A 13,380-nucleotide genomic window follows, 5' to 3' on the forward strand; every position below is an offset into this window, starting at 1 on the left:
GCAACAAGGAGAATAAATTAAATGGATCAAGCAAAAATTATTATAGGTTTAGCAGTCGCTACTCTATCAACAGGTGCCGGAATTGTACACGCTGAAGACGTAACACCACCAACACCAGTTAGAGAAGCATCAACTACAAATGAAAAAGTCACTGCTCCTCAGGTAACACAAGAACAAGTAGACAGCGCAAAAGCCAATGTTGATCAAGCAACAAGTAATGTTAATGCACAACAAAATGTAGTTAATGATGCTCAAAGTCAAACCAACCAATCACAAAATAATGTAGTTAGTGCAACAACAGCAGTAACAGATGCTACTGCAACTGCTCAACAAGCAACTCCTGAAGTAATAACAAAAGCTCAAGCAAGTGTAGCGGAAGCTAATACAGCAGTGAAGATTGCTGAAACAAACCTAACAACTGCTCAAACAGAAGCTACACAAGCTAATACAGCAGTTTCTAAGCAAACACAGGTTGTTGCTGAAAATCAAACGAATGTAGCTCAAGCTCAAACAGATGCTAACAAAGCTCAAGAAGCAGTTGATACTGCTAAACAAGCAATTGATTCTACTCAAGCCAATACTAATTTAGCTGATGCGGAAAAGGTAGTAGTTGAGAAAACTACTAATGTAGCAACTGCTGAAACAAATCTTACAGACGCAAAACAAGCTGATGCAAAATTGACTGAAGAAACAACACAAGCTCAATCAACAGTCACTCAAAAAGACTTAGCTGTTAAAGATACTCAAGCCTTGTTAAATCAAGTGGCAAGTGAAATGATTAAGGAACAAGTGACAACTAGTCTTCAAAATCAAGCTTATTACAATCAACGTGATGGAGTTTGGGCAGGCTACTATGGTAGTAACAGTTTTGCTGCAACAGGCTGTGTCCCTACTTCATTAGCCATGGTCTTTACTGAATTAGCTCGAAGAGGGGTAACACCGACCGAGGTCGCAAACTATCTTTATAACAATACTAATTATTTTAACAAGTATTTTTCTGGTACTAGTGCCAACGGAATTGTTTCTGCTTCCCAACATTTTGGCTTTGTTCCAACTCACCTTGGAAGTCAATCAGCTATCGTTGAAGCCTTACAAGCAGGACATTATGTTGTAGGTGCTGTACAAAATAATAAGTTTTCACCTTGGGGGCCTGGTTATAGCCACGAGATTGTTTTGAGAGGTTACTCTAATGGTAATGCTTATATCTATGATCCTTATAATCGAGCAAACATTGGCTGGTATCCAGTTGCTAGTCTTTGGTCAGAAAGAAGTGGAGATAAAGACGATAATGCTTTAGGTGTTCCGTTCTTTAAAATTACTACTCAAAAAATGGCTCAACTTGAAGCACAACAGGCTCAGTTAACATCTGCTGTAAATACTACAAAAACACAATTGGCAAAGGCAAAACAAGCGTTAAATAACTTACAAGCAACACCTCTTAAAACTCCTGATGCACAGGCAAAACTTAATCAAGCAAAAGTGGAGTTAGCACTTGCACAAGATAACTATGTTAAAGCACAAGAAGCTGTTAAGTTAGCGAGCCAAGAATTAGCTGTTAAAGAAGCTAACCTAAAAAATGCTCAAGCTGAGCTATTAGCTAAGCAAAATATTTTGAATGAAGCACAAGCAACCCTTGCAGAAAGTCAATTAGTATTAGCTGAATTTGAAGCAGCTTTGGCTAATGCGCAGAATAAGGTGAAAAAAGCTCAAGATAGCTTAACATCTGCTCAAACGATTCTTGGACAAAAACAAGCTGACTTACAAGCATTGCAAAATGCACCAAAAGTCCTAGCAGAGGCTCAAGCGAAATTGCTTAGTGCGAAAGCTGATTTGGTAAATAAAAAGGCTATCTTAGACAAGGAAGTCGCAAAATTAAAAGAATTACAAGCTGTTCAAGCTGAAGCACAAAATCAATATAGTATTGTTTTTGAAGCATACAAAGTAGTATTAGAAGCTAAAAAACAAGCTGAATTAACAGAAATCTATAATCATATTATTGCAGGTGGCGGTGAAGCAATACCAGTTGTGGATGAAACAGGTAAAATAACTGGTTACGTAGACGGTAGTCAAAAAGCTGGTGGTAATGAAGTGACTCTTGCTTTAACTAGTAACGGTCAAGCACCCCTCGAAAGTCCAGTTAATAAAGAAAACCATGCTCTAACAAAAACATCTCAAGTTCTACCACATACTGGTGAAGCAGGAGTATCCCTCTTATCAGTATTAGGTGCAGGTCTTATCTCAACACTTGGGCTGATTAGTTTGAAAAAACGTCGCACACATTAATTAGTGAAAGGAATTTATGATGTCAAAAAAACAATTATTACTCTTAACTTGCGTCTCAACTCTTGCACTCGTAGGTCCTACAGCATTTGCGGAAGATGTAGTCCCAGTAGATCCAACTACACCATCAACAGAAGTGACTATACCACCAACCCCAGTAGATCCTGGTGTACCAACTGACACAACAGATCCTAGTACCCCAGTAGAACCGGAGACTCCTACTGATACGACAAATCCTAGTACTCCAGCAGATCCAGGAACTCCTACTGATACGACAACACCAACTGACAGTTCGACTACACCAGGGACTTCTACTAAACCTTCAGACTCAGAGTCAACGAATACAAATCCAGGAACAAAACCAACAGATGAAGTTAAGCCAGAAACACCTAAAACTCCTGAAGTGCCGTCAACAGTAACTCCAGAGGTAATTGATAAGGTAGACAAAGAAACAGGTAATATTACGATTAAACCAATCCCAATTAGTCCAAATAAAACTATTATTGGTACACAAAATGGCCAATTAATCGTACAAGACTATTTAGGAAAACAATCCGTTGAATCAGCTGAAAATTATGGTGGACGTGTTAACGATGATGGAACGGTCACCATTAAAGATGTTGAAGGCAAAGAAAAGACATTACCACATACTGGTGACAACAAGGGGACTTTAAGTATCATTGGAGCAATGTTCCTTTCCTTAACGCCTTTCTTATTCAAAAAGAAAGCATTGTTTAACTAAAAAACTAACTTTTTAGACTTGGAATGTCGAAAAACTTATCCTAGAAAAATATATTGGAGAAAAATGATGAGAGAAACAAAAGGACATGGCTATTTTAGAAAATCAAAAGCATACGGTTTAGTATGTGGAATCGCACTAGCAGGCGCTTTTGCTTTTAGTAGCGGTAATGTATCGGCAGATGAAGTAACTGCTCCAGCAACACCACCTCAAACCGTTGTAACAACTTTAACAGAGCCAACTAATAATCAATCTCAGCCAGTAACTTCACCTTCTCTTGATAAGGCAGTTGACACGGCTAAAGAAGCAGGAGTAACTGTTAATACAACATCAACAGTAAGTCATACAGATGTACCAAGTGCTCAAGCTGACTTAGATAAGCAAACCCAAGCTGTTAAAGATGCAACGGCAAAAGCCCAAGCTAATACCCAAGCTATTAAAGATGCTACCGCAAAAAATGCACAAATTGATGCTCAAAATAAAGCTGAAGCAGAACGTGTTGCCCAAGAAAATAAAGCTGGTCAATTAGCAGTTGATCAACAAAATGCGGAAGCACAAGCTAAAGCAGATGCTACCAATGCTCAATTAAAAGCAGATTATGAAGCTAAATTAGCTGAAATTAAAACTATTGAAGATTATAACCAAGCAGTTGCTGAACGTAATGCTTTAGCTAAAGCACAAGCAGATGCTACCAATGCTCAATTAAAAGCTGATTATCAAGTTAAATTAGATGCTTATAACAAAGCACTAGCTGACCGTGCCAACTTAGTCGCAAATGATGTCAGCTTTGAAGGATATGGCAAATCAGAAACTCTGAATGGCTATGGGCAAGTAACCAGTGATGTTGTAACAGTTGATAAAAATGGTAATTTTATAATTAAAGAACCACAAGTCGATACAGATGGTACTTTTGGAAATACCAAGGTTACAGGTAAGTTCATTTATACTGTAACTTATGATGAAGCTACTAACAAAGCTATTATTAAAATTACAGGTATCAGTCTTAATACTTGGCAGTTAGATTTAACACGCCAAACAACAGCAGTTAACCGTAATATTTCTGCATCCTATAAAGACTTAGCAGGTAATGTTCTTTACACTCGTAATTTTGATGGACTCTCTTCAATTGGTGTACAAACCATTAATAAGAGTTTTGCTTTAGATAAAGAAATTATTTTATCAGACGGCGAAACTTCTGCAGAAGTGATGTTCCTTAAGACAGAACCAAAATGGATTATCTCAGCACCATCAACACTCTTTGCTAAACTGACTTATGATACAGCTGATATTCCATCAAAACCAATCCCACCAACATTAGTTACTGTTACTCCAGAAGCAGAAAAACCAGTCCCTAATACCCCACCAACACCAAATTATGTAACTCCAGTTTTAGTAACATTCACACCACAAACACCAACTATTAAACCTCACGTGTCTGTTCCTGAAAAGCTAGTAGTAACTGTTTCAGTACATCCCGTTATGGTACCAGTCGCAAATCCTTCCAAAGATGTTGTAGATGAAGCAGGAAAAACCATTAATGGATTATCAGTATTACCTAATTCTGAGTTAAATTATGTGGCTAAACAAGACTTTAGTCAATATAAGGGTATGACAGCGTCAAATGATAAAATCGCAAAAAACTTTATCTTTATTGATGACTATAAGGATGAAGCTCTAGATGGTAAATCAATGACTGTTAACTCCATAACGGCATCAAATGGGGAAGATGTAACACAATTGTTAGAAATGCGTCATGTCTTATCTAAAGAAGCTTTAGATGCTAAACTACAAGCTATTATTGCACAAAGCGGACTTTCTCCAGTTGGTGAGTTTTATGTGTGGGTTGCTAAAGATTCACAAGCCTTTTATAAAGCCTATGTGCAAAAAGGCTTAGATATTACCTATAACTTATCTTTTAAAGTCAACCAAAGCTTCACAGAAGGCGATATTGTCAATGGTGTGGCACAAATTGACTTTGGAAATGGGTATCTTGGAAATCTAGTTGTTAATGATCTTCCAAAACCAGAAGTACATAAAGACGTACTAGACAAAGAAGACGGCAAGTCTATCAATAATGGCACAGTTAAACTTGGTGATGAAGTGACCTACAAACTTGAAGGTTGGGTAGTACCTGCAGATCGAAGCTATGACTTATTTGAATATAAATTTGTCGATCAATTACAACAAACACATGATCTTTACTTGAAAGATAGTGTTGTTGCAAAAGTTGATATTACCTTATCAGATGGCACTGTAATTGCTAAAGGATCAAACCTAGCGCAGTACACTGAGACAGTCTACAACAAAGAAACTGGGCGCTATGAGTTAGCCTTTAAGAAAGATTTCTTAGCTAAAGTCGTTCGTTCAAGTGAATTTGGAGCAGATGCTTTCTTAGTTGTGAAGCGTATTAAAGCAGGTGATGTCTATAATACAACTGATTTATTTGTCAATGGATATAAAGTGAAATCTGAAACTGTGGTAACACATACACCAGAAACACCAAAACCAGTTGAGCCACAAAAAGCAACTCCAAAAGCTCCAGCTAAAGGATTACCTCAAACTGGTGAAGCCAGTGTTGCCCCTCTTACAGCAATTGGAGCAATCATCTTGTCAGCTCTCGGACTACTAGGATTCAAAAAACGTAAAGAAAACTAAGAAATAAACAACTGGCCACAGGAAGGAACTGAAAAGACACTTGTGGCCTTTTGTTCCTAGGAATGAAAGGAATAGACTATGCAAGTTTTTATCGCAAATGGTCGAGTAGCCTCAGATATAGAGACTAAAAAAACAACTAATGGAAAAAATAGTTGTCAGTTTGATTTTGTTTGTAATTCAAGTCAATTAGATGAGAAAAATAAGCTAATCCCAACCTTTTTTAAAGTTCAAATATATGGTAAACAAGTGGAGACTATAGCTAAAAATTTATCTAAAGGGTCTCCAATAATCATAGAAGGTGAAATTATCAAAAGGCCTTACACTGATAAACAGGGAAATAAGAAGACTTTTGAATATATTGCACCATCATTATATAAAGGAATTACTTTCTTAGAGAATAAATCAGAAAGTCAGAAGCGTCAGGATAAACAAGGTAGTAATAATATTAATCTAGAACAAAATCAGTTTCCAAAGGATTCTTTCTCTCCAGTTGATGCGGAATCTCCATTTTAGTAATTGTCATTCATAATTAAGTGTGTTACACTATACATGCGATGATTAAAGATGATATCACTTTGCTAGTCAAGATAGCATTAAGTCCTCAGTATATTAGTATACTGAGGAGTTTTTTATTTATTTCAAAACAGGTATAATATTGGTAAAAGGAGTACATAATTTGAGTAAGAATAGATTACATTTAAATGTAGAGCCATTTTTCACAGAAAAACTTTATCAATATATTTTTGAAATGGATCAATGGTCAGCAATTAATTTATCTTTTTATATCGATAATACCGCTGTTTCTCGTATAAAATTAAATAAGTCCTCATTATGTCCAGATGCTGATAATGGTTCTTTTTACAATAAAGTACATAATATTTCCAGAGACTTCAAAGTTATTCATTTAAATAAGATAAATATCTTAAATGAGGACTATTATCACCAAGGGATAATGACCTCAATGGTTTCTTTTCTATTTCTTAAATTATTGACGTGTACAGAATTTATAGATATAGATTTTGAAGTACAGCTAGTAAATATCTCAGATTTATCAAAGTTAAGTGAGCCATACGGAATTTATAATAAATTTAAAAACAACGTGTATAGTAGGGTATTAAGAAAAAATCAAGGGAACTTGTATTATCAGCCATTGCTGAAAGAAAATCGGTTGGAAGATATTAAGTATTATACGGAATTGTTTTTGGAAAAGGGAAATATTATTTATGAACGAATGCCTAAAGATTTCTTTGAGAAATACAAAAATAAAACTGCTAAACTTGAAGAAATAGAAAGAAACTTTCTTAATCTCGAAACTTATTTTTTCCAAGTAAAAGAACAGTCCTTAAAAGTTAAGCTTAGGTTAATGGTTAGAAAGAGTTACTTAAATACGGTAAGTCAAATTTTTCCAAATAAGAAAGCAATAACATTTGGAAATAAAACTTTTTTTAAAATCAAAACTATTAATGATGGTAGAAAATTTATCTCAGAAGTTTTATTAACTTATTTAAGAAATAATTACGAATATGAATCTAATTATTCCATGTTTGATGAAGATGACTATAGGTATGATATTAATATCTTCAGAGGAGATTTTTATAAGGGTTATTATGGTTATGATGAATTCAGGATTAATATTGGAAGCGATAGACTTATAGGGAAGTTTATTTGCTGCGATACAACCAATTTAAAACCTAAAAAAATCGCTTTTAGATAAAAACGATTTAATGTTAAAGCATTGCTATGGCGTATATTATACCATAGTTTTTTTATTTTCCCTTTAATGCATTGTCGTTTTTTATCCTTTAAACTTGATAAAAAGAAAGGAAAGAAATATGACGAAAACTATTGATCCAGATGAATTAATTGCAGAATCTTTTCAAATGGAAAATTATATCATGCAAAGATCTCATTATAAACATAACTATTCCCCGATTTTAAGAGATATTGATACTCAACTATCACATTATCTTTCTTACTATAGGGATATCTCAGTACAACTACAGTTTCAAATATTCTTGTATTCACGTTTTTTTGCTAAAAAACTAACTTTAAAAGGGATAGATATAAAAAAGCATGATGATGGAGGGGGATATGAAAAAAATACAGCATAAGCATAATGACTACTTTAATTGGTTATTGAATTTACTTAAAAAGCTTTGCTCTATAGTTTTCCTTATTTTATCAAATATAGTGATAAGGCTTGTTCATTTATTGCCATGGGTATCAAGAGGCCGAGTTCGTTTTGAAAAAGAGGCAGAGCCTATATTCTATTTCAAAACCTATAAAAGTTTTACGGTAATGGGATTATTATTTAGCTTGATTGCATTTTCTCTAACAAACTATCTAGTTACCATTTTAAGAGATTCTATTAATTATTGTTACTTAACCATTACTTCGCAAAACTTGATTTCATTTCCTTTTGAGAGTTTATTGTTAAAAAATCTCTTTAACTATCATGTATTTAGTATAGCTCCAATCTTTGCTTGGCCAATATTCTTTATAGGTCTATTCATTGCCTGGCGTTCAGCCTGGGTTAATTTTGAGCAATACCGAAATTATAATTTTAATGAAGAAGGTGATGATCGTTTTGCGACTGTGAAAGAAATTCACCAGCAATATAAAAAGGTTGCTAACAAACAAAAAGTGTTTCCAGGCGATGGTGGAATTCCTGTTTTACATGAGACAAAATCTAATTTAGTAGGCTTCACTCTGGAAACACAGATTTTGTGGCAAAATAGGAAATACAGTCATCTTGTCACAAATGCTCAAAAAGTGTTAGGAATGCAATCAACTCCTTCAGGATATTATTATATTGAAGATGCTGCTACTAACACATTAGGTATTGGTATGACCCGTTCTGGTAAAGGCGAAGGGTTTATCACTGAGACCATAGACATTAATAGTCGTGCTGAAAATCAACCTTCAATGATTATTGGTGATCCCAAAGGAGAACATTACCAATCTTCTTACAAGACTATGCGAAAAAGAGGAATGGACGTAGAAGTACTATCTTTTCAAAATATGGATTGGTCCATGTCCTACGATCCACTTGCACTAGCAATAGATTCTGCTAGACGTGGCTACTATGAAAAGACTCAAACTCGAATAAATGCAGTATCTGAAGCTATCTATCGAAAAACAAAACCTGGACAAGGTAATGGAACTGCCATTTATTTTGAGAATAGCTCGATTTCTCTTTTTAATGCCATTGCAATGGCTTTAGTAGACCGTGCAAATGAAGCTTTTCAAAATGGTGAAGAAGATGCTTGGGATACAGTTACCGTGAGAAATATTGCTAAATTCTTAACAGATTTAGGTTCTGAAGAAGTTTTTGTGGATGAGTTAGGCGAGGTTGTCGAAGCCCCTGAAAAAGATGATAGAATTAAAGTTAAATCTAAGCTTACTGTTTATTTTGATAATTTACGAAAAATTAATCAAGAACAATTTTCAAAATTTAGGGAAATGGCAGATATCAATTTTAGGGCCTCTGATTTTGCATCAGAAGAAACTAAAGGGAATGTCTATTCATCTATGATGACAGGTATTAATCTGTTCTTACAAGACAATATCGCTAAATTAACATCTAAAAATTCAATTGATTTAGAGTCAGTTGGTTTTCCACGCCGATTGTCAATCAAATTTCGTTCAAATAGTCATGTTCAGCTACAAAATGATTTTGCTCACAGAACCGCTAAGGTAAGTATATTTAGTGAAAGAAAGTGGGGTAAGACATCTAAAAAAGTCACTCATGTTAAAGAAGCAACGGCTTTAATTGATGCAGAAGGGTATTTGACTTATGTTATTGAACCTAAGTTACCAAATGAATTTACGATTATCATTGATTTTAATCATCCGAATAATGATAACTTTGCATTAAGTGGAGTTAAATACACTCTTCAGGGGAAGAAAATTTATAGAAAAAATAATGATATGATAATTCTTGATCAGTACACAAATAAAGCAATATTAGATTATGTTGATATTCAAATAATTGATAAACCTCAGACTAGTTTATTACAAGAATCCGATATTGAAATGATCTATTCGGATAATCCCAAAATTATTTACCTGGTAACACCACCAAACCGAACAGAGTATAATGCTTTGATTTCCTTGTTTTTGGATCAACTCTTTAATGCTAATTATGAATTGGCTTTGTCGAATGGACGAAAATGTGTCAATAGAATTCTGCATGTTTTGGATGAGTTTACTAATATTCCTGAGGTTCCTCATATGGATACTAAGATTTCAATAGGTTTGGGTCAAAACATTTTATATTGTCTTTGGATTCAAAACTTAGAACAGTTAACCGAAAAGTATGGGAAAAATACAAGTGCGACAATTAAAGATAACTGTTCCTTAAAAGTTTATATTAAGTCGACGTCACCTGAAACAAATAAGAGTATTAGTGGGGACTTGGGTACTAGAACGATTACGAAACGACGAAAATCTGGTAATATACTTGATGAAGCCAATCCAAATGTTTCATTTGAGGGTAAACGTCAAGAATTACTGACCCCAACACAACTAGGAAAACTTCAAGAAGGTGAGGCTGTTATTCTAAGAGGGGTAAAAGGAAGAGACCTATCTGGCCATAAAATCACAACAGACCCTATATTCCTTCATGAGAAGACAAGTCTTCCCTATCGATATATGTTCTTACAAGAAGAATTTGACCATAGTATGACACTTGCGGATATTCCAGTTGACAGTCCACATCGAAATCTTGATTTACAAGATATTGCCGTGGAAGCAAAAAGTACATTTGATAATATTATTGATTGGCGAAGACGACTGACAAGTAAGATAGCTACAAGTTCTGGTCGACCAAAATTAGCAGTACGTATGAAACCTAATCAATTAAAGACTGCAGCTCCCTTTGATTCTCCAGAAGAAGTCATAAAAGCTACTGTGAATGCTACTTTGAACCCCTATGATAATGTAATAGATTATGATGAGGACCTTTTTGTAGATGATGTAATTTAGAGTAAATACATAAACATGTATATAAACATGTTTATGTATTGCTTTTAGAACTGTTATTTGTTATAATAAGCTCAAGAAAAGGAGAAGCCATATGAAATTCAAAAAAATATTAGGGATAACTATTCTATCAGTACTCAGTATCTTCTTAGTAGCTTGTGGTCAAAAAACTCCAGAAAACGTCGAAAAAACAGAATTAAAAAAAGAATATATCGGAACTTCTAATCATTCAGGATATGATAATCCATTTGATGAAGGAACTTATACTTTAACTTTTAATAAATCTGAAAAAACTGTCTCAAACTCTAATAGGGACGAAAAGGTTTATTATGAAATAGTTCCTGACAAAAAGGTCCCCAAAAAATATCTTTCAATATATGAAGATAAAGCTAAGGGAAAAGATCACTTCTTTATCAACGTTGGTTATCAAAAAGATAAAATATGGGGGAAAGTTGGCGATCAAATGTATTGCGTAATATTAACTGAAGGTGGTAAAAAGATTCAAATTTTGGAATTTGAAACGGGCTATTCATCTGATGGATATTATAATTTTATTGGGAAAGCAGAATAAATAATTAAAGCCTCTACTGTAGAGGCTTTTTTCTTACCCTTTAATGCACCTAATTAAATTATCCCTTATAGTGATGAAAATAAGGAAAGCAGGTGTAATTATTGGAATTTAATACATATTCTGATGTTGTCAAAAGTATCACAAAAGAATTTTGGGATCTTAATGGCGCTACGAATGGAAATATAACCGGGGATAACGGAAAAAAGCTAGCCGATTTTTATTTATATTGGGGAAACTATCTTGAACCAACTCCGGCATTTTTAGCTTACCTCATGCAGCTTGTAGGAGGTATCGTTAAGGCCTTATATCTAATTTGTGTAAGTTTGGAACATGTTTTTAATAATATGTTTAAAGCATTTGGGTTATTTGGCTATTTAGGAGATCAGACAACTCTTTTTGGAAAATTGTTTTTTGGTTTTCAAGTTTTAGGAACAACTCTTTTTACGCTCATATTAGTAGTTAGTGCTATTACGGGTGTATTTTCAAAACCAGTAAAATATAAACATGTCATCACTAATTTTTTATTAGTAACTCTTGTGACCGCTGTTTTGCCTCTGGCCCTAACGACTATTTCTCAAACAGTCGCTCAAGATGCCCAATCAATTCAGACAATGTCAACTGGTGACTCAAAAGAAAATTATTCCTCCTTGGCAATACAACCAATGAAAAATAATGTGGTTGATGTCAAAGTATTAATGGACAATGACTTTAATAAAGAGTTATTCCCGTTGGATAGTTTTGGTTTTATTAAACCATTAAAAGAAGGTTCTACTGCAGTCAATAATATAACGGATGATACGAAAAAAAGAGATACAACAAACTTTGCAACTAAAATAGATTTTTCTGCAATGTATGGAGTATCTAATGAACAGTTATTAAAAGATTTGGAAAAGAAAAAGGAAGGTACGAAAGGACTTTTCCTTCATAAGCTAAATACAAATCAGGATGGTGTTGAAACAATAAATACTCATCGAGTAGTCGGTGGGCTAAATGCCTTTGAACCTGTTTATCTTCGTTATAAAGTTAACTGGATAGGTATGATTGCTCAGTACCTTATCTTGATATCACTATTCATTGTCATGTCAATTAAGTTTGTTAAATCCGTTTTTGATATTTTTATTGAATCACTTATATCTCCCATTCAAGGGTATAGTTCCCTCAACTCAAAAAAATACAAGGAATTATTACGAACAATAGGAGGAGGTCTTGCAGGTATTTTCTTTGAAATCGTCATTATGCGAATTACTTTGGAAATTTGTAGGGATCTCCCAACCTTATCTGTAACAGGTATTTCAAAACTTTCTGGAGGCTTCTTTGATGGTCTCAACATGTGGGAACAATGTATTGCTGCATGTGTTGTCTATATTGCTTTATTTTTATCTGCAATGCAAGGTGTAACTATGATTGAACGTTGGCTTGGGGTTTCAACTGGTCATAACGAGACTGCACAACAATTGATAGGTGCTATGATGATGGGAAATGCTTTTGCGACAGGAGCTGGAGCTCTTGGCTCTGGGGCTTTGGCTCTTGCGACAGGAGGAACATCATTAGCTGCACAAGCTCCAGGAGCTATTGCAAGTGCTGGTAAACATGTTGCTAATAGTTTTGCGAATACTGCTGGTGGACTAAAAGGTATCTCTGACTCTATTAAAGATCAAGGCTTTGGCAATACTGTAAAAGGTGGGGTATCAAATGCTGTTGATCTTGCGACACTTATGGGTAATAAAGCTGGAGATAAAGTCGGCGGTGCAATGGATTCCTTAGATCAGAAAGCACAAGATGCTCATAGCTCGACCTATAATGCTTTGAAAAATAATGCTACAGTACCTGAGCCTGGCTGGGAGTCAGAAAACTTTGGACTAACTGGAGGAGAATATACACTTAATCCGAGTCATAATAATTATGGTGAAGATTTCTTCCCATCAGGAGGTGTTAGCGACCCTTCAGAGACTACAAGTCACTCAGTGGATACTACAGCACCAAAAGCACCAAAAATCGAACAGAAACAATCTCATCAGTCTACAAGTGGTTCCGAAATCAAGCGTTCCTTACAACAAATGAATTACATGCAACAACAAAGTCAACAGGCTGCTCAAAGAATGCAACAACCAAGTAGTGTAAAAGGAGTGGAAATTGATGAGGAAGAGTAGGT

Annotated in this window: 9 protein-coding genes; all 9 read left to right on the forward strand. The window is 34.7% G+C overall.

The annotated features are described in order from the left end of the window. The first annotated feature begins 21 nt into the window (after positions 1-21). The 9 genes from STRUR_RS04185 (at position 22) to STRUR_RS04225 (ending at position 13,378) form a co-directional block, all read left to right on the forward strand. Positions 22-2,283 carry an LPXTG cell wall anchor domain-containing protein gene (locus tag STRUR_RS04185; protein WP_006738923.1) on the forward strand — a complete coding sequence of 754 codons (2,262 nt, stop codon included), beginning with the start codon at positions 22-24 and terminating at the stop codon, positions 2,281-2,283. A gap of 19 nt (positions 2,284-2,302) precedes the next feature. Further along, positions 2,303-3,022: an LPXTG cell wall anchor domain-containing protein gene (locus STRUR_RS04190; RefSeq protein ID WP_006739128.1), complete on the forward strand. Its 720-nt coding sequence runs from the start codon at positions 2,303-2,305 to the stop codon at positions 3,020-3,022. Positions 3,023-3,085: 63 nt separating this feature from the next. Continuing rightward, positions 3,086-5,674 (forward strand): SspB-related isopeptide-forming adhesin, encoded by a 2,589-nt coding sequence (locus STRUR_RS04195; RefSeq protein WP_196792563.1) that lies wholly within the window; start codon positions 3,086-3,088, stop codon positions 5,672-5,674. 78 nt (positions 5,675-5,752) lie between these two features. Next, positions 5,753-6,187, forward strand: coding sequence for a single-stranded DNA-binding protein (locus tag STRUR_RS04200; protein ID WP_006739249.1), 435 nt, complete (start codon positions 5,753-5,755; stop codon positions 6,185-6,187). A gap of 163 nt (positions 6,188-6,350) precedes the next feature. Next, complete coding sequence (locus tag STRUR_RS04205; protein ID WP_006739620.1) at positions 6,351-7,388, forward strand: hypothetical protein; 1,038 nt, start codon at positions 6,351-6,353, stop codon at positions 7,386-7,388. A 118-nt stretch (positions 7,389-7,506) separates the two neighbouring features. Beyond that, complete coding sequence (locus STRUR_RS04210; RefSeq protein ID WP_006740424.1) at positions 7,507-7,785, forward strand: hypothetical protein; 279 nt, start codon at positions 7,507-7,509, stop codon at positions 7,783-7,785. Beyond that, a complete protein-coding gene (locus tag STRUR_RS04215; RefSeq protein ID WP_006740518.1) occupies positions 7,766-10,660 on the forward strand; it encodes a VirD4-like conjugal transfer protein, CD1115 family in 2,895 nt (964 codons plus the stop codon). Before STRUR_RS04210 ends, STRUR_RS04215 begins: the two co-directional genes overlap by 20 nt. Before the next feature lie 91 nt (positions 10,661-10,751). Continuing rightward, a complete protein-coding gene (locus STRUR_RS04220; RefSeq protein ID WP_006738904.1) occupies positions 10,752-11,228 on the forward strand; it encodes a hypothetical protein in 477 nt (158 codons plus the stop codon). A gap of 101 nt (positions 11,229-11,329) precedes the next feature. Further along, positions 11,330-13,378 (forward strand): pLS20_p028 family conjugation system transmembrane protein, encoded by a 2,049-nt coding sequence (locus STRUR_RS04225; protein ID WP_006739402.1) that lies wholly within the window; start codon positions 11,330-11,332, stop codon positions 13,376-13,378. Positions 13,379-13,380 lie beyond the last annotated feature (2 nt).

Source organism: Streptococcus urinalis 2285-97, assembly GCF_000188055.2.
Taxonomy (GTDB): Bacteria; Bacillota; Bacilli; order Lactobacillales; family Streptococcaceae; genus Streptococcus; species Streptococcus urinalis.

Coding starts and splice junctions, on each gene's coding strand:
- STRUR_RS04220 (WP_006738904.1), top strand. CDS start 10,752: ATGAAATTCAAAAAAATATTAGGGATAACTATTCTATCAGTACTCAGT.
- STRUR_RS04200 (WP_006739249.1), top strand. CDS start 5,753: ATGCAAGTTTTTATCGCAAATGGTCGAGTAGCCTCAGATATAGAGACT.
- STRUR_RS04210 (WP_006740424.1), top strand. CDS start 7,507: ATGACGAAAACTATTGATCCAGATGAATTAATTGCAGAATCTTTTCAA.
- STRUR_RS04195 (WP_196792563.1), top strand. CDS start 3,086: ATGATGAGAGAAACAAAAGGACATGGCTATTTTAGAAAATCAAAAGCA.
- STRUR_RS04185 (WP_006738923.1), top strand. CDS start 22: ATGGATCAAGCAAAAATTATTATAGGTTTAGCAGTCGCTACTCTATCA.
- STRUR_RS04215 (WP_006740518.1), top strand. CDS start 7,766: ATGAAAAAAATACAGCATAAGCATAATGACTACTTTAATTGGTTATTG.
- STRUR_RS04190 (WP_006739128.1), top strand. CDS start 2,303: ATGTCAAAAAAACAATTATTACTCTTAACTTGCGTCTCAACTCTTGCA.